We start from the raw sequence: 15,602 nt of genomic DNA, 5'->3' as shown, positions 1-15,602 counted from the left end.
GCTTCCTTTTGTGATTGGTTCACTTTCTTGAAAAGCGGTCGTTGCTTCGCAACGATTCGCACGAACGTTTGTTCGTGCGGGTCCTTCGACTTCGCTCAGGATGACACGTTAGGGGCTGGTAGGACATCTGTGATTATGGGATATGCTTGTTCATGCCTACCCGCACGCTGCTGGCTTATGCTGCGATTTACATTCTTTGGGGTGGGTCGTTTCTTGCCATTCGCGAGATTGTTGCGGTTACGCCTCCTTTCTTTGCGGCAGGATTTCGATTTTTTCTGGCCGGATCGCTGCTGGTTGGTTACAGCTATCTGCGCGGTGGGGTTGTGTATCCGCAGCGGGCTTTGCTGAGCACGGCTTTGCTTGGCTTCATCATGTTCACGCTGATGTATGCGGCGCTCTTCTGGGGTGAGATTCGCGTGCCTTCGGGGATTGCGGCGGTGATCTCGGCGATGATTCCGGTGTGGATCTTTGCGGGTGAGCTCGTGATTCTGCGGACGCAGAAAGCTTCGTGGCTTTCGTCGCTTGGAGTTGTGCTGGGATTTGCGGGTGTTGTCGTCCTGGCCTGGCGGTCGCCTGGGGCGGGATCGCGGGCATCGGCTCTCGATATTTTAGTGCTGGTGGGTGGAACGCTGTGTTGGGCCTTTGGGACTCTGCTGGCACGCAGGCTGCCCTTGCCTAAACCGCAGACAGCGAATGCCGGGTGGCAGATGGCGATTGGCGGGGCACTGTTGCTGGTTTGGTCTGCGCTGGCGGGCGAGATGCGCAGATTGCCTCCGATGGAAGTGCTGTTGCAGCCGAGGGTGGTCGTCAGCATGGCGTACCTGGTGCTTGCGGCTTCCATTCTGGCGTTTACGGCTTATGTGTGGCTGATCTCGCATGAGCCTACGACGCGGGTGGCCAGCTATGCGTATGTGAATCCGGTGATTGCCTTGTTTGCTGGCGCGGCGCTGGCGGGGGAGCGGCTGTCTGGGCTGCAGATGGTGGGGGTGGTGCTGGTGCTGGCCGGGGTGTTTGCGACGCTTACGGCGAAGCGGGTGACGGCGTAAGCTTACATCCCCCCTCCCACCCTTTCGCAAAAACGCGAAAGGATGGGGCACCCATGTTTTCACCACAGGAGGCACGGGGGTTCGTAAAGGAAACCATTTCACCACAGAGGGCGCAGAGGACACAGAGCAATCACAGAGATTGAGGTTTTTGGCGCGAAGCGCGTGTCGCCGTGCGCGCAGCACCTGGAATTGTGCAGTTTTCTTGTGTATACTTTTGTCCAACAGTGGCAAACCCGCTGTGAGAGGTGCGTCTTCCGCAGTCAGCGTGATTCACATACGCTGGACGTGATGCGATCCGGAACCTCGGCATGGAGAGCGGTTGCTCGCGTGCTGCGAAGTCCGGCGGACAGCCTCTGCTGTGCCCTGTTTCCCGCCTCCTGCCGCCTTTGCGGCGACCCTCTTACGCGGCTCACCCGCGTTCCTGTTTGCGACTCCTGCTGGACGCAACTCCCTGAACAGACTGGAAGTTTGTGCGCTGTGTGCGGCGAGGCCCTTGGCGCTCGCGGCTTTGGCGATGCTGAAGCTGAGGGTGGCGATGTGCTGTGCCGTCCCTGCCGCGTGACGGAGCCGCCGTTTGCGCAGGCGGTGGCGCATGGGCTGTATCAGGGACGACTGCGAGAGCTGATCCATCTGCTGAAGTATGACGGCATGGAACCTGTGGCGGACAGGCTGGGTGCTTTGCTCGCCAGCCAGGTTCTGCGGTTCGAGGATGCTCCGGTGAAAATGCTGGTGGTTCCGGTGCCGCTCTTCCGGACGAAGCGGCGGCAGCGTGGATTCAACCAGGCCGAAGTTCTGGCGCGGGCGGCGGTGAAGACGCTCAAGAGGCGGCGTCCGGAATGGGATTTGAAACTGGCGGCCGGCCTTCTCGAAAGGCGGCGCGCCACCGACAGTCAGGCGGGGCTGACTCCGCATCAGCGTCGCGCCAATTTACGCGGCGCTTTTTTTGCACCCAGGCCTGAGAAGGTAAAGGGCGCGGATGTGCTTCTGATTGACGATATTTACACCACGGGAGCAACGGCGCGGGCGTGCGCGCAGGCGCTTCGCCGGGCGGGCGCAGCGAGTGTGCGCGTGGCCACGGTGGCGCGGGCGCAGCGGCATGAGATGCTGCCGCAGCAGCAGCCTGTGGATGTGCCAATGCACGAGGATGTGGCGTTCTGGGTTCCTGCGGCAGGCGGCGCGTAAGCGTCAAGGGCTGCGCTCATATCAGGTCTTTGCAAGGTCTGGGGGAGAAATATGTCACTGGGAAGAGCCATGATTCACGCGCGTAAACAGAAGCACGCCGCCATTCCACGCGAAGAGGTGCGTGTTCATACAAGCACGGTGATGCAGGCTCCGGTGCTGGTGTTGAATGCCTCCTATGAGCCGATCAACATCTGCGGAGCGCGGCGTGCGCTGGTGCTGGTGTTGAAGGGCGTCGCCAAGACAGAAGAAGAGCAGGGCGCGACGCTGCATGCTGCGCGCGTGCGCATGCCGATGCCTTCGGTGATCCGCCTGCTTGAGTACCGGAGGATTCCGCACCAGACGCGGGCGCTGTCGCGGAAGAATATCCTGCTGCGTGACCGCAATTCCTGCCAGTATTGCGGCGTGGTGCTGCCGTCTTCAGAGCTGACGCTCGACCATGTGATTCCGCGCTCGAGGGGCGGACTTTCGACCTGGGAGAACCTGGTGGCGTGCTGCCATTCCTGCAACCGGCGCAAAGGGAACCAGCTGCTGCATGAGCTTGAGGGGATGAAGCTGATGCGCGAGCCGCGTCCGTTTACGCTGCACACCAGCCGGCACATCATGCGGATGATCGGGCACAGTGATTTGAAGTGGCGGAAGTATTTGTATTATTGAGAACCTCGGGGCTAAAAGAAGGCCGTTTAAAAAGCAATCCCTCAGCGGCTAAAGCCGCGCCGAACCCCTGAACTTAAGGCACGGCTAAAAGCCGTGCCCCTTCAAAACTACAATTCTTTCCGCAGCCTCTAAAATTCTGATCCATCTCTTCCCTTTTGATTTAAAGCGTCGCTGGTTTTTGCCACTCGGAGAATACGAACTCTTTCAGCTCCTTGCGTTGGCGCGGGGCTTCCTCGCTCTTGCGCAGGTGTTCGTGAAGTGTGGCCGAATCGCCGAAGTAGCCCAGGGCCGTGACTGCTCCCATTTCATAGTCTTTGGGAATGTTGAAGGCGGCTCGCGCCTTTTCCTGATGGAAACCAGCCATGCTATGCGTGTGAAGGCCGAGGGCGGTGGCGGCGAGGGAAAGCGTTGCGGTGGCCGCTCCGGTATCGTGCAAAGCGTAGAAGTTCGGATTACCATTCGCGGCGAATTCCTTGCTGGCAACTGAGAGGATGAGCACGGGCGCGCTCTTTGCCCATCCCTGATTGAATTCGACAAGAGAGTCGAAGATCTTCTGGTACGTGGCATCGCCACGCTTGCCTACGAGGAAGCGCCAGGGCTGCTCGTTATAGGAGGATGCGGCCCAGCGCGCGGACTCGAAGATTTTCTTGAGGTCGGCAGAGGAGACTTCCTTGTCGGCAAAGGCGCGCGGGCTCCAGCGCCTGAATATGACGTCGTCGACTCCGGGGACTGCGGGGGCGTGCTTCAGCTTCTCTACGGCTTCAGGCGTATGCGACATAGGGGGATGCTCCTTGGGGAAATGATCGTTTCAACTTAGATTCTATTTTGTGATTGCGAGACGTGAATATTCTTCAATAGCGCTGGCATGCCTCACGAATCCGATTTTTCCAGGGACCGGGGCTAAAGCCCGTATGTGTGTCTCGTTTTATTCACCGGCCTGAAGGCCGGTGCTTCTACCTAAAATCCTTTTTGAACCCCTTCAAGAAAAAACCTGCCTGTGTATTACGTATGATGGTCGCATTTGCTGGAGGATATTTTGAAGAGACTCTTTCTTTTGTTGTGTTCGGTGATGTGGATCATGCCTTCATCTTTTGCGCAGGCAAAACTTTCTCCTAAATGGGAAGAGCTGACCGCTGCGGATTTTGCCAGTGCGATTCACCAGTCGCAGGGCGTTTGCCTGCTGCCGTTCGGGATCATTGAAAAGCATGGCGCGCATCTGCCGCTGGGCACCGACCTGATCAATGTGCGCTATGCCACCGAGCACGCGGCCCAGGAAGAGTTTGCTGTCATCTTTCCCGCCTATTATTTCGGGCAGATTGCCGAAGCGAGGCAGCAGCCGGGGACGGTTTCTTACAGCATGCACATGCAGCTTGATCTGTTGCAGGAGACAACCGATGAGATGTCGCGCAACGGCTGCAAAAAGATCGTCATTGTAAACGGGCACGGCGGCAATGAAAGCCTGCTGCCTTATTTTGCCCAGTCACAGTTACAAACCCGGCACGACTATGTCGTCTATGTGTATCGCTGGCATGCAAATTATCCGGGGCGTCCGGCAGAGCATTCGAAGGTGGATCTGCATGCGGGCGAATCGGAAACGGCGCATACGATGGTTTCGCGGCCTGACCTGGTGCATCAGGATCGCGCGGCACAGCAGTCCGGAGCTGACCAGGCGCGGCTGCATCTGCCTGAAGGCGTGTATACGGGCATCTGGTGGTATGCGCGATTTCCGAATCACTATGCGGGCGACGGCAGCGTGGCCACTGAAGAGCTGGGGCAGGCGGACATGAAGGCTTATGTGGGCGATATTGCCAAGGTCATCCGCGCGGTGAAGGCTGATGGGACGAGTCTTGCTTTGCAGACGGAGTATTTTGAGAAGGCGCAGCATCCACTGGATACGCAGCAGTGAGTTTTAACCCCAGAACGCGAACACCGCGCGTTCCGGGGACCACTCGCACAACGAGGATATTGCTCCCCCTTTCGCACAAACGCGAGAGGATGGGGCACCCATTTTTTGTGGCTATCGACGCAAAAAGCAGATCCTTCGACTACGCTCCACTGCGTTCCGCTCCGCTCAGGATGACAAACGCTGTGGTTGACATTTCAACAGGCAGAAAACCACGCTTCGGCGCAAGAAACAGTGTGGATTGCGCGGCCTTCCGTGTATGGTATCCACATGAACCTGAACCATTCCGGAGATTTTGTCCGCCGCTTTGCTTTGGCGCTTGCGGCTTTGTTTGCCTGCCTGCCCCTTTCTGCCCAGACCGATAAGGATGCCGATAAAAACAAGCCTGCAGAAAAACCGCCCGCGGAGAAAGCCTCATTGCCGCCGCTTCCTGCCGATGCTCACACTGAGCAATCGATACAGCTGAATGGCAGAACACTGCGCTACACGGTCACAGTCGGCACGCTGCCTTCGTATGACAAGGAAGGCAAGGAGGCAGGGCGTGTTGTCTATACCTCTTATGTTGTGGGCGGGGGCGACCGTCCGGTGACATTTGCCTTCAATGGCGGCCCGGGTGCTTCGTCGGTCTATCTGAACTTTGGCGCGATTGGGCCGAAGCATCTGGAAGTGGGAAATGAAGGCGACAGCCCCTCGGATGCTCCGACGCTGACGGACAACCAGGGCACATGGCTCGACTTTACCGATCTCGTTTTTATCGACCCCATCGGGACAGGATTCAGCCGCGCGCTGGTTCCGGAAGACCAGGCGAAGAAGCTCTTCTACAGCACGGTTCCCGACATTCAGTATCTTTCGCGCGCGGTCTATGACTGGCTCATCAAAAACGGGCGGCTCAGCTCGAAGAAGTACCTGGTAGGCGAGAGCTATGGCGGGTTCCGCGGGCCGCGCATCACGCACTATCTGCAGTCGCAGCTGGGCGTGGCGATGAACGGCGTGGTGCTGGTTTCGCCTTATCTGAATCCGACGATTGAGGACAACGGTGATGTTTCTCCAGTGCCGTGGCTGATGACACTGCCTTCGATTACGGCGGCGCACATGGAGCGCGAGCATAAGCTCACGCCGGAGGCGATGCAGGATGTGATCTCGTATACGCTGGGCGAGTATGCCACCGATATTCTGAAGGGCCGCTCGGACACGCAGGCCACAGACCGCATTGTGAAGCGCGTGACGGAACTGACCGGGCTTGATCCGGCATTTGTGAAGCGCTCGGGCGGGCGGCTGGAGACAGGGGCATATCTGCGCGAGGTATTTCGCGAGCAGGGGAAGATTGGCTCGGTGTACGACTCAAATGTAACTTCGTTTGATCCTTTTCCCTTTTCTCCTGATCAGAAGTCAAACGATCCCCTGCTGGAAACGCTGATTGCGCCGACCACGACGGCCATGGTGAATTTTGTAACGCAGACGGTGGGCTGGAAAGTGGATGCGCGCTACAACGCTCTCTCTTATGATGTGGGCCGGTTGTGGGACCAGGATGAGGCCCTGCGCAAAGGCTCAGTGGAGGACCTGCGCGAGGCGGTTGCGGCCGATCCAAAGATGCGCGTGACGATTGCGCATGGCTGGAATGATCTGTCCTGCCCGTTTATGGGCTCGATTCTGACGGTAAACCAGATGCCGCTGATGGGCACGGATACGACGCGCGTGGCCGTGCGTGAGTATCCCGGCGGTCACATGTTCTATACACGCGAAGCGAGCAGGCTTGCGCTGCGCAAGGACGTGATGGATATGGTCAGCAAGCACTGAGTCACACTAAAAGCGACGATGGCAGAAACCTACGACGTGATCGTGCTGGGGCTGGGCGGCGTGGGCAGCGCTGCGGCCTGCCATCTTGCCCGGCGGGGAAAGCGTGTGCTTGGACTGGAGCGCTACTCGGCGGCGCATGATCGCGGGTCGTCGCATGGTCAGTCGCGGATTATCCGGCAGGCATACCACGAGAATCCGGAATATGTGCCGCTGGTGCTGCGCGCTTATGAGCTGTGGGAGCAGCTGGAGCGGGATTCAGGCAGCGATTTGCTGCACATCACCGGCGGGCTGTTTGCCGGACCGTTGGAGAGCAGTGTCGTGCGCGGCAGCCTGCTGAGCACAAAGCAGCATGGGCTGACTTGCGAGTACCTCGATGCTGCCGAATTGCAGCGGCGATTTCCGGTATTCCGGCCGCATGCGGATGACTGCGCGGTGTTCGAGGCGAAGGCCGGTTTCCTCAGGCCGGAGGCGGCGGTGAAAGCGCACCTCGAAGTTGCTGCGCGGCATGGGGCTGACTTGCATTTTGAAGAGCCTGTTTCCGAATGGCATGTAGATGCATCGGGTACGGTTCGCGTGAGTACGGGGAAGGCAGTGTATGAGGCGGCGCATCTGGTGGTTGCTCCGGGGGCCTGGGCTGCGGAGTTGCTCCGGTCGCTGGCTTTGCCGCTGCATGTGCGTCGGCATGTGATGGCCTGGTTCGATCCGGTGTCTGAACGGGAGATGTTCTCGCTCGATCGGCTACCTATTTATATATGGGAGGCAAGATCGGGTGTGGTGTTTTATGGCTTCCCTGCCACCGATGGTTCGAGTGAGGGTGTAAAGGCTGCGATCCATTCTGGGGGAAAAGCTTGTACGCCGGATTCGATTGAGCGCGGAATTTCAGAAAACGATATTGCGGAAATCCGCGAGCAGCTTGCGGAGTATGTGCCCGCGTTGAATGGACGGCTGGTGCATGCGGCGACGTGCATGTACACGATGACTCCGGATGAGAATTTTATTGTCGCGCGGCATCCGGAGCATGCACAGGTGACGATTGCGTGCGGGTTCTCCGGGCACGGGTTCAAGTTCACCAGCGTTCTCGGCGAAGTGCTGGCGGACCTCGCGATCGATGGATCTACGAGGCATTCGATTGGGTTTCTGTCTCCGCAACGATTTGGCCCCAGCTTGACATGATGCCGGAAGCCTTATATTTTCAAAAACAGATGCGGATTCATCGCCATCATCGTCATCACCATCATCACGTGACGAGCGTGTCGGCGAATCCTTACGGCCTCGAGTAGACCGGAAAATCAAAGGACCTAAAGCCCGCCGATGCGCCAAGCGCAGGCGGGCTTTTTTACTGCGCGGAAGCGGCACGGCAACAAAAAGGAAAAGGAATGTCGGATACGCAAATTGATTTCGCCAAGATGGATGGCCTGGCTCCCGCAATTGTGCAGGACGCGAAGACCGGGCAGGTGCTGATGGTCGGCTTCCAGAACGAAGCAAGCTATCAGAAGACGCTTGAAACCGGGTTCGTGACTTTCTGGAGCCGCACACGCCAGAAGCTGTGGATGAAGGGCGAGACCAGCGGCAATCGCCTGCGGGTGGTGGAAGCAGCAACAGATTGCGACCGCGATACGGTGCTCTATCGCGTGGAAGTAGAAGGCGACGGCCTTGTATGCCACGAAGGAACCGTAAGCTGCTTTACGCGGCCGATTGCGATCAACGCTGCGCAGGAGGTGCGCTAATGGCGATCAAGCTCAAGCTTGGAATCCCCAAAGGCAGCCTGCAAGATGCGACGATTGCGCTCTTTCAGCGCGCGGGCTGGAACATCTATGCGAGCGGGCGTTCGTACTTCCCTGCGATTGATGACAGCGAGATTGAATGCACGCTGATCCGCGCGCAGGAGATGGCGCGTTATGTGGACCATGGTGCGCTGGATGCGGGGTTGACCGGGATCGATTGGGTGGTGGAAAGCGGACGCGATGTGAAGAGCGTAACCAGCCTTACCTACGCGAAACAGAGCCGGCAGAAAGTTCGCTGGGTACTGGCGGTTCCTGACGATTCGCCATATCAGAAGGCCGAAGACCTTGCCGACAAGACCATTGCAACTGAACTGGTAGAAGTGACCAAGAGGTATTTCGCAGAAAAGAATGTTCCGGTGAAGGTCGAGTTCAGCTGGGGCGCGACGGAAGTGAAGCCTCCGACACTGGCCGATGCAATTGTGGAAGTGACAGAAACGGGCAGCTCGCTCAAGGCCAACCGTCTGCGCATTATCGACACGGTGATGGAAAGCGAGACACACCTGATCGCCAATCCTGCAAGCTATGACGATCCGTGGAAGAAGCAGAAGATCGATAACCTTGCGCTGATGCTGCGAGGCGCGATTGCGGCGCAGGGGCAGGTTGGACTGATGCTGAATGTGGAGAAGGCCAATCTGGAGGCAGTGCTTTCTGTGCTGCCGGCTTTGAATTCGCCTACGGTTTCGGCTTTATCTGATCCCACATGGGTTGCTGTAAACACGATTCTTGAAGAGAGCGTGGTGCGCGATGTGCTTCCCAAGCTGAAGGCTGCAAATGCCACAGGCATTGTCGAGTATCCGCTGAACAAGGTGGTTCTTTAATGCGCGTGCTCCAAACCAGGGGCCGCGACAAGCTGGTTGCAGAGCTTGAACAGCGGCGGAATACGGTCGATGCACGGGCTGTTCCTGTGGCTCGGCGCATTATCGATGGCGTGCGCAAGGGCGGTGATGCTGCCCTGCGCCGCTATGCAGCGCGCCTCGATCGTATTCCGAAACAATCATCGTTACGAATTTCGACGGAAGAAATGCAAGAGGCATGGCGCGAAGTTTCGCCTGAGTTCCGCGCGTCTATCGAGACTGCGGCGAAAAATATCCGCCGCTTTGCGCAGAAGCAGTTGCCGAAAAATTTCGGTTTCGAGCAGGTTCCCGGGCTTGTTGTTGGGCAGAAGGTCGAGCCGCTTGGCTCGGTTGGATGTTATGTACCGAGTGGACGTTATCCTTTGCCTTCTACATTGCTGATGACGGTGATCCCTGCGCAGATTGCGGGTGTGGAGCGGATTGTTGCGGTATCGCCCAAGCCAGCTAAGGAAACTCTGGCTGTTGCTGCGTTTCTGGGAATTACAGAGTTTTACCGCATTGGCGGGGCGCAGGCTGTGGCGGCGCTCGCTTATGGAACAGAGAGCATTGCGCGGGTGGATAAAATTGTCGGTCCCGGCAATGCTTATGTAACCGCGGCCAAGAAGCTGGTTTCCTTTGACTGTGCTATTGACATGCTTGCCGGGCCGACGGAGATTATCGTCACCAGCGAGACTGGCGAGCCTGCTTTCATTGCTGCGGACCTGGTGGCGCAGGCAGAGCATGATCCGGATGCGCTTGCCATCTTCATCACTACGAAAAAGGACCTCGCGGACAAAGTCAGCGCCGAAGTGAAACAGCGCGTCCGTGAGAATCCAATTGCGGCTCAGGCGATCAAGAGCAATGGCGTGATTTTTGTAACTGATTCAGTTGCAGAAGCGCGGGAGCTTACGAACCGCCTGGCCCCGGAGCATTTGACGATTGATGCAGAACGCGACCTTGAATGGGTGAGGAATGCGGGATCGGTGTTCATCGGCCACTATTCGGCACAGCCGTTGGGCGATTACATCTCCGGGCCAAACCACACGCTGCCGACCGGCGGACTTGCGCGGGTGCGCGGCGGATTGAGCGTGAATGATTTTGTGAAGATTGTGACTTTCCAGCAATACAACAACAAAGGCCTGCGTACCCTAGGGCCAAAGGCCATTGCGCTGGCTGAGGCGGAAGGACTGAAGGGACATGCGGAAGCGATTCGCACGCGAGGTGTCCGTGGCTGAGGCTCCCAGACCGCGCGCCGCAGTTCTGCGCACGAAGGAATATCATCCGCCGCTTGGCTCGCGGGATGGCGTGCGCCTGGACTTCAACGAGAATACTTTTGCGTGCTCTCCCAAAGTGCTTGAAGCGCTCGGCAGAATCTCACGTGCCGACCTGACAAAATATCCGGAGCGCGAACCGGTTGAAGTCCTGGTGGCGGAGCGCCTGGGATTAAAGACGTCGCAGGTGCTGCTGACCAATGGCGTTGATGAGGCCATTCACGTTCTCTGTCAGACTTATCTTGAGGCTGGCGATGAGTTCTTGCTGCCGGTGCCGACATACTCCATGTATGAGGTGTATGGGTCGTCTACCGATGCACAGATCGTATCTGTGCAGGCTGCGGAAGATTTTTCTTTCCCGATTGAAGCTCTGCTGAACCGCATTACTCTCCAAACCAAGTTGATTGCCATTGCGAATCCGAACAGCCCTACAGGGCGTGTAGCGTCGCGCGAATCGATTCTGCGCATATTGGAGCGCGCGCCGCACACAATCGTGCTGGTGGATGAGGCCTACTATCACTTCTATGGCGAAACAGTGCTGGACTTGATCGGACGTGTTCCTAACCTGGTGGTTACGCGCACGTTTTCGAAGGTCTATGGACTTGCCGGGCTACGGCTCGGAATGCTGGCGGCGAGCGAAGAACAGATGCACTGGCTGCGGCGCATGATCTCTCCCTACAGCGTGAATGGGCTTGCTCTGGCGTGCCTGCCTGCTGCGCTCAGTGATGAAGCTTATCTGGAGTGGTATGTGGGAGAGGTGCTTGAGGGTCGCAAGCTATTTGCAGCCGCCCTGAAGCAGGCGGGTATTTCCTACTGGGCTTCAGAAGCGAATTTTGTTCTGGCGAAGATCGGCGCAAAGCACAAGGAGTTTGTTGCCGCCATGCGCCGGAGGAATGTGCTGGTGCGCGACCGTTCGAACGATCCGGGCTGCGATGGGTGTGTACGCATTACGATGGGGACGCTCGAGCATACAGAGCTGGGCATAAAGGCATTGAAAGAATCTCTCGCAGAAATTGAATGGAGCATGGATGAGCAATAAGAAATCGCCGCGCAGGCGTTCGGCGGAGATCAATCGCAAAACAGCAGAGACGCAGATCGCGTTAAAGCTGACGATTGAAGGCGCGGGCCGTTACAAGATCAGCACCGGCATTCGCTTTTTCGATCACATGCTGGAGCTGTTTACACGTCATGGCGCGTTTGATCTGGAGCTGACCTGCAAGGGAGATCTTGATGTAGATCAGCACCATACGGTGGAAGATGTTGGCATCGCCCTTGGCGAGGCTTTTGACCGCGCGCTGGGCGACAAGAAAGGCATTATGCGCGCCGGATATTTTCTGATGACGATGGATGAGACGCTGGGCATTGCTGCGCTCGATCTCAGCGGCCGCGTGGCGTCGGTGATCGATACGAAGGTAAAGACGCGGCTTGTCGGCGATCTGCAATCAGAACTGGTGGATGATTTCTTTGAAGGTTTTGCGCGGGGGGCGCGCGCCAATGTTCATCTTAAGACGATGTATGGGCGCTCAAATCACCACAAGGTTGAGGCGCTCTTCAAGGCTTTTGCCCGCGCGCTGCGCTTTGCCTGCACGCGCGACGGTCAGATGGGCGATGTTTTGCCAAGCACGAAAGGCTTGCTGTGATTGCAGTTGTAGATTACAAGGCGGGAAATCTCACCTCGGTGATGAAAGCGCTTCATGCTGTTGGAGCGGATGCTTCTGTCACTTCTGATCCGGATACTGTGCGGCGCGCGGACAAGATTGTGCTTCCCGGCGTGGGACATTTTGCTGCTACTGAGTTTCTTGAGCAAAAGGGATTGAAGGCTGCGATTCAGGAGCGAATCAAGGCAGGTGTTCCATTTCTTGGGATCTGTGTAGGGCTGCAATGGCTTTTTGAGGGCAGCACGGAAGCTCCCGAGACTGCGGGGCTGGGTGCATTCAGCGGGCAGTGCGAGCGCTTCGCATCGGGCTTGAAGGTGCCGCATGTGGGATGGAATTCACTTGAAGTAAGCTCATCGAAGCTGCTGAAAAGCATTCCGACAGGAGCTTTTGCTTATTACACGCATTCGTATCGCGCTCCGCTGACAAATGGCACAGTTGCAGTTACAGAATATGGTGAGCCTTTTTCTGCAGCGGTAGAGCATGAGAATGTGATGGGCGTGCAGTTTCATCCGGAGAAGTCGGGTGAAGCAGGCCTGCGCATTCTGGAAAACTTTGTGAGGCTTTAGAGGTGCTGACGAAACGCATCATTGCATGTCTGGATGTGAATGCGGGCCGCGTAGTGAAAGGCGTGCAGTTCGTTGATATTGTCGATGCGGGCGATCCGGCGGAACTGGCGCGCCGCCATGCTGAGGCAGGCGCGGATGAAATCGTTCTGCTCGACATTACGGCGACACATGAGGGCCGGGGGACGCTGATCGATACGGTAGCCAGGACGGCGAAGCAGATATTTGTTCCGTTTACTGTCGGCGGCGGGATCCGCACGGTGGATGACGCTTCGGCGGTGTTTGATGCGGGCGCAGACAAGGTCAGCGTGAATTCGGCTGCGATTGCGCGGCCTGAGCTGATTGAAGAGATCGGCAGACGATTTGGCGCGCAGGCGGTGATTGTAGCGATTGATGCACGGCGCGCGCGGGATGGGAATAATCCGGTGAATGATGCAGAGGTGTTTGTAAGCGGCGGGCGTAAAACAACTGGACGCAGGGTAGTTGAGTGGGCACGGGAAGCGGAAGCGCGTGGAGCGGGAGAGATTCTGCTTACGTCGATGGACGCGGACGGGACACGCGCGGGATTTGATTGCGAGCTAACTGCGCGGGTGAGCGAGGCAGTGCAGATTCCTGTGATCGCCTCGGGCGGTGCAGGCACGGCAGAGCACTTTGCCGATGTGCTGCTCGACGGCAAAGCCGATGCGGCGCTGGCTGCGAGCATCTTTCATTTTGGAATAGCGAACGTGAAGACATTGAAAGAAGAGATTGCGAAACGAGGCGTTGCAGTGAGGCTGCCATGCTGATTCCTTCGATTGACCTGATGGGTGGCCGCATTGTGCAGCTGGTGCGCGGTGAAAAACTGAAACTGGCCTTTGATGATTTCGAGCACTGGATTGAGAAGTTCAGCGGGTATCCGATGGTGCAGCTGATTGATCTCGATGCGGCGATGCGGCAGGGGGACAATGCTGCGCTGATCGAGCAGATTGCTCTCCGTCTGCCCTGCCAGGTAGGCGGCGGCATTGCCACGATCGACCGCGCCGAGCAGCTGCTTGCTGCAGGTGCGAAGCGGGTCATCTTCGGCTCGGCGTTGTTCGGCAACGGCGTGAACACTTTACTGGCGCAGGAGATTGCAGCAAAAATCGGCAGCGAACAATTTGTAGCCAGCATTGATACAAAAGCCGGGCGTGTGGCGGTGAAAGGCTGGAAGGAGCAGGTCGGGCTTACTCCGCAGGAGGCTATGGCTGCTTTGAATCTCTATTGTGGGGCTTTTCTCTATACGCATGTGGATACGGAAGGCACGATGCAGGGCTTTCCTCTTGAAATTGCCAGGGAATTGCGTGGCTTGACGGACCGGCAGCTGATCGTTGCCGGGGGTATCCGCGAGCAGGAAGAAATTGACGCGCTGCATGCGCTGGGCGTCGATGCTGTTGCGGGGATGGCGATCTATACCGGTGCGCTGGCTACCTGATGCTCTCTTTGCGGCGTGAATAAAGGGCGACGCCCAGGAATATGAGAGCGGTCACGGCCTGCAGCAATGCGAGCTGCCATTGATGGCGGACTGTGGATAGCAGGGTAATCACCGCCCATAATGCCGCAATCACGAACCAGATGGTGGAGCGCCGCATACGTCGCAGAATATCATTTTCTCTCCGCCCCAAAACCGCGGGATTCGGATAAGCTGGAGAGTCTGATTCCTCGCGTGAGAGAACTTAAATGACAACGAAGAAGAGCTCCCTGCGACTGGCGAAGCGGCTGGATGAAGTCGGATTCTCTGACATTGTGCAGGTTCGCAATAAGGTTCTTGAGCTGCGCGCGGCCGGCGAAGTGGTGCATGCATTCCATGGCGGCGAGCCTTTTTTTGAAACGCCGGAGCAGGTGAAATATGCCATGGTTCGGGCGTTGGTCGAGAGCAAGACGAAGTATGCACCATCATCGGGCATTGAGCCGCTGCGAGAATCGCTGACGCACAAGCTGAAGACGCGCAACCAGCTTGATGTCACAGTTGAGGATGTTCTGGTGACCGCGGGCGGAGCGCATGCTCTTTATGTTGCCTTTCAGTCGGTGCTTGATCCCGGCGATGACCTGCTGTTGTTTTCGCCTTACTGGACGCCGATTCGCGATATGGTGACTGGGGCACAGGCGCGTCCGCTGCTGGTGCCTACGGCCAGCGCGCGCCGCAATGGTCTGACAATGACTCTGGAGCAGTTCACGACGCCGCATACCAAAGCGATCTACTACAACACGCCGCAGAATCCTTCCGGCGTTGTATTTTCACGCGAAGAAGCGGAGGAGGTTGCGGCGTTTGCGAAGAAGCACAACCTGATTGTGATTGCCGATGAGGCGTACGAAGATCTTGTGTATGAAGGCGAGCATGTATCGATTGCGTCGCTGCCGGGCATGGCGCAGCGGACGATTTCTACTTATACATTTTCAAAAAGCTACGGGATGACAGGGTGGCGCGTCGGCTATGTCGTGGCAAAGGAGCCGTTCATGACGGGCCTGCGCAAGCTGGTGCTCTATTCGGTGAATGGAGTATCTACGCCGTCGCAATGGGCGGCCCTGGAAGCGCTGGCCATGCCGCAGAGTTTTCTTGATAAGCGAAGAGAAGAATATCGCGAGCGGCGCGATCTGCTGGTGAAAGGGCTCAATGAACTCGGGCTGGAATGTGAGCTTCCGCATGGCGCGTTTTATGCGATGCCTTCTGTGACGAAGATTCATAAGGACAGTCGCAAGGCAGCGGCACTGCTCCTCGAAAAAGCGCATGTGGCCACGATTCCCGGCGTTGTATTTGGCGCGCAGGGCGAGGGATATGTGCGGTTCGGCTACTCGGTCTCAAAGCGCGCCATTGAGGCGGGCCTGGAAGCGTTGTCAAAGTTCCTGAAATAACAACAACACTTTCAAGGTTCGGTGAACTGAAGTCCCACCTTCA

Annotated in this window: 17 protein-coding genes; 15 read left to right on the top strand and 2 right to left on the bottom strand. The window is 57.5% G+C overall.

Annotated elements, in window-relative coordinates; genetic code table 11:
• Window positions 1-152: 152 nt before the first annotated feature.
• From AC5S16_RS15545 to AC5S16_RS15535, 3 genes are all read left to right on the top strand, one after another.
• The gene (locus AC5S16_RS15545) at window positions 153-1,046 is read left to right on the top strand and encodes an EamA family transporter (RefSeq protein WP_493931005.1); all 894 of its coding nucleotides are present in this window, start codon (window positions 153-155) and stop codon (window positions 1,044-1,046) included.
• 288 nt (window positions 1,047-1,334) lie between these two features.
• A complete protein-coding gene (locus AC5S16_RS15540; RefSeq protein WP_493931004.1) occupies window positions 1,335-2,228 on the top strand; it encodes a ComFC family protein in 894 nt (297 codons plus the stop codon).
• A 51-nt stretch (window positions 2,229-2,279) separates the two neighbouring features.
• Entirely contained in the window at window positions 2,280-2,882 is a 603-nt protein-coding gene (locus AC5S16_RS15535) for an HNH endonuclease (protein ID WP_493931003.1), read from the top strand.
• Window positions 2,883-3,042: 160 nt separating this feature from the next.
• On the opposite strand, the gene AC5S16_RS15530 is transcribed toward AC5S16_RS15535, so the two are convergent.
• A complete protein-coding gene (locus AC5S16_RS15530) occupies window positions 3,043-3,660 on the bottom strand; it encodes a nitroreductase family protein (protein ID WP_493931002.1) in 618 nt (205 codons plus the stop codon).
• A 258-nt stretch (window positions 3,661-3,918) separates the two neighbouring features.
• On the opposite strand from AC5S16_RS15530, the gene AC5S16_RS15525 reads away from it, so the two are divergent.
• The 11 genes from AC5S16_RS15525 to AC5S16_RS15475 all read left to right on the top strand — a co-directional run bounded on the left by AC5S16_RS15525 (window position 3,919) and on the right by AC5S16_RS15475 (window position 14,141).
• Complete coding sequence (locus tag AC5S16_RS15525; protein WP_493931001.1) at window positions 3,919-4,788, top strand: creatininase family protein; 870 nt, start codon at window positions 3,919-3,921, stop codon at window positions 4,786-4,788.
• A 186-nt stretch (window positions 4,789-4,974) separates the two neighbouring features.
• Window positions 4,975-6,582 carry a S10 family peptidase gene (locus AC5S16_RS15520; protein WP_493931000.1) on the top strand — a complete coding sequence of 536 codons (1,608 nt, stop codon included), beginning with the start codon at window positions 4,975-4,977 and terminating at the stop codon, window positions 6,580-6,582.
• A gap of 18 nt (window positions 6,583-6,600) precedes the next feature.
• Window positions 6,601-7,755 carry an N-methyl-L-tryptophan oxidase gene (gene solA, locus AC5S16_RS15515; RefSeq protein ID WP_493930999.1) on the top strand — a complete coding sequence of 385 codons (1,155 nt, stop codon included), beginning with the start codon at window positions 6,601-6,603 and terminating at the stop codon, window positions 7,753-7,755.
• Between the two features lie 203 nt (window positions 7,756-7,958).
• Window positions 7,959-8,309: a phosphoribosyl-AMP cyclohydrolase gene (hisI, locus tag AC5S16_RS15510; protein WP_493930998.1), complete on the top strand. Its 351-nt coding sequence runs from the start codon at window positions 7,959-7,961 to the stop codon at window positions 8,307-8,309.
• Window positions 8,309-9,184, top strand: a complete 876-nt coding sequence (hisG, locus tag AC5S16_RS15505) for an ATP phosphoribosyltransferase (RefSeq protein WP_493930997.1) — start codon at window positions 8,309-8,311, stop codon at window positions 9,182-9,184. Before hisI ends, hisG begins: the two co-directional genes overlap by 1 nt.
• Window positions 9,184-10,434, top strand: a complete 1,251-nt coding sequence (hisD, locus tag AC5S16_RS15500; RefSeq protein ID WP_493930996.1) for a histidinol dehydrogenase — start codon at window positions 9,184-9,186, stop codon at window positions 10,432-10,434. The genes hisG and hisD overlap by 1 nt, the downstream gene beginning before the upstream one ends.
• Complete coding sequence (gene hisC / locus AC5S16_RS15495; protein ID WP_493930995.1) at window positions 10,397-11,509, top strand: histidinol-phosphate transaminase; 1,113 nt, start codon at window positions 10,397-10,399, stop codon at window positions 11,507-11,509. Before hisD ends, hisC begins: the two co-directional genes overlap by 38 nt.
• Window positions 11,499-12,110, top strand: a complete 612-nt coding sequence (hisB, locus tag AC5S16_RS15490) for an imidazoleglycerol-phosphate dehydratase HisB (protein WP_493930994.1) — start codon at window positions 11,499-11,501, stop codon at window positions 12,108-12,110. The genes hisC and hisB overlap by 11 nt, the downstream gene beginning before the upstream one ends.
• A complete protein-coding gene (hisH, locus tag AC5S16_RS15485) occupies window positions 12,107-12,694 on the top strand; it encodes an imidazole glycerol phosphate synthase subunit HisH (RefSeq protein WP_493930993.1) in 588 nt (195 codons plus the stop codon). Before hisB ends, hisH begins: the two co-directional genes overlap by 4 nt.
• A 2-nt stretch (window positions 12,695-12,696) precedes the next feature.
• The gene (hisF, locus tag AC5S16_RS15480; protein ID WP_493930992.1) at window positions 12,697-13,476 is read left to right on the top strand and encodes an imidazole glycerol phosphate synthase subunit HisF; all 780 of its coding nucleotides are present in this window, start codon (window positions 12,697-12,699) and stop codon (window positions 13,474-13,476) included.
• Window positions 13,470-14,141: a 1-(5-phosphoribosyl)-5-[(5-phosphoribosylamino)methylideneamino]imidazole-4-carboxamide isomerase gene (locus tag AC5S16_RS15475; protein ID WP_493930991.1), complete on the top strand. Its 672-nt coding sequence runs from the start codon at window positions 13,470-13,472 to the stop codon at window positions 14,139-14,141. Before hisF ends, AC5S16_RS15475 begins: the two co-directional genes overlap by 7 nt.
• On the opposite strand, the gene AC5S16_RS15470 is transcribed toward AC5S16_RS15475, so the two are convergent.
• Window positions 14,134-14,298, bottom strand: a complete 165-nt coding sequence (locus AC5S16_RS15470) for a hypothetical protein (protein ID WP_493930990.1) — start codon at window positions 14,296-14,298, stop codon at window positions 14,134-14,136. The genes AC5S16_RS15475 and AC5S16_RS15470 overlap by 8 nt on opposite strands.
• A gap of 88 nt (window positions 14,299-14,386) precedes the next feature.
• Here AC5S16_RS15470 and AC5S16_RS15465 point away from each other — a divergent pair, with 88 nt between their 5' ends.
• Window positions 14,387-15,559 (top strand): pyridoxal phosphate-dependent aminotransferase, encoded by a 1,173-nt coding sequence (locus AC5S16_RS15465; protein ID WP_493930989.1) that lies wholly within the window; start codon window positions 14,387-14,389, stop codon window positions 15,557-15,559.
• Window positions 15,560-15,602: the final 43 nt, after the last annotated feature.

The organism is Acidobacterium sp. FHG110202_01, from assembly GCF_059115305.1.
This window is presented reverse-complemented; position numbering and strand designations above follow the sequence as displayed.

What these genes read in the sequence shown, in the direction of transcription:
- AC5S16_RS15545 (WP_493931005.1), top strand. Translation starts at nt 153, where the DNA reads ATGCCTACCCGCACGCTGCTGGCTTATGCTGCGATTTACATTCTTTGG.
- AC5S16_RS15540 (WP_493931004.1), top strand. Translation starts at nt 1,335, where the DNA reads ATGCGATCCGGAACCTCGGCATGGAGAGCGGTTGCTCGCGTGCTGCGA.
- AC5S16_RS15535 (WP_493931003.1), top strand. Translation starts at nt 2,280, where the DNA reads ATGTCACTGGGAAGAGCCATGATTCACGCGCGTAAACAGAAGCACGCC.
- AC5S16_RS15530 (WP_493931002.1), bottom strand. Translation starts at nt 3,660, where the DNA reads ATGTCGCATACGCCTGAAGCCGTAGAGAAGCTGAAGCACGCCCCCGCA.
- solA (WP_493930999.1), top strand. Translation starts at nt 6,601, where the DNA reads ATGGCAGAAACCTACGACGTGATCGTGCTGGGGCTGGGCGGCGTGGGC.
- hisI (WP_493930998.1), top strand. Translation starts at nt 7,959, where the DNA reads ATGTCGGATACGCAAATTGATTTCGCCAAGATGGATGGCCTGGCTCCC.
- hisG (WP_493930997.1), top strand. Translation starts at nt 8,309, where the DNA reads ATGGCGATCAAGCTCAAGCTTGGAATCCCCAAAGGCAGCCTGCAAGAT.
- hisD (WP_493930996.1), top strand. Translation starts at nt 9,184, where the DNA reads ATGCGCGTGCTCCAAACCAGGGGCCGCGACAAGCTGGTTGCAGAGCTT.
- hisC (WP_493930995.1), top strand. Translation starts at nt 10,397, where the DNA reads ATGCGGAAGCGATTCGCACGCGAGGTGTCCGTGGCTGAGGCTCCCAGA.
- hisB (WP_493930994.1), top strand. Translation starts at nt 11,499, where the DNA reads ATGAGCAATAAGAAATCGCCGCGCAGGCGTTCGGCGGAGATCAATCGC.
- AC5S16_RS15475 (WP_493930991.1), top strand. Translation starts at nt 13,470, where the DNA reads ATGCTGATTCCTTCGATTGACCTGATGGGTGGCCGCATTGTGCAGCTG.
- AC5S16_RS15470 (WP_493930990.1), bottom strand. Translation starts at nt 14,298, where the DNA reads ATGCGGCGCTCCACCATCTGGTTCGTGATTGCGGCATTATGGGCGGTG.
- AC5S16_RS15465 (WP_493930989.1), top strand. Translation starts at nt 14,387, where the DNA reads ATGACAACGAAGAAGAGCTCCCTGCGACTGGCGAAGCGGCTGGATGAA.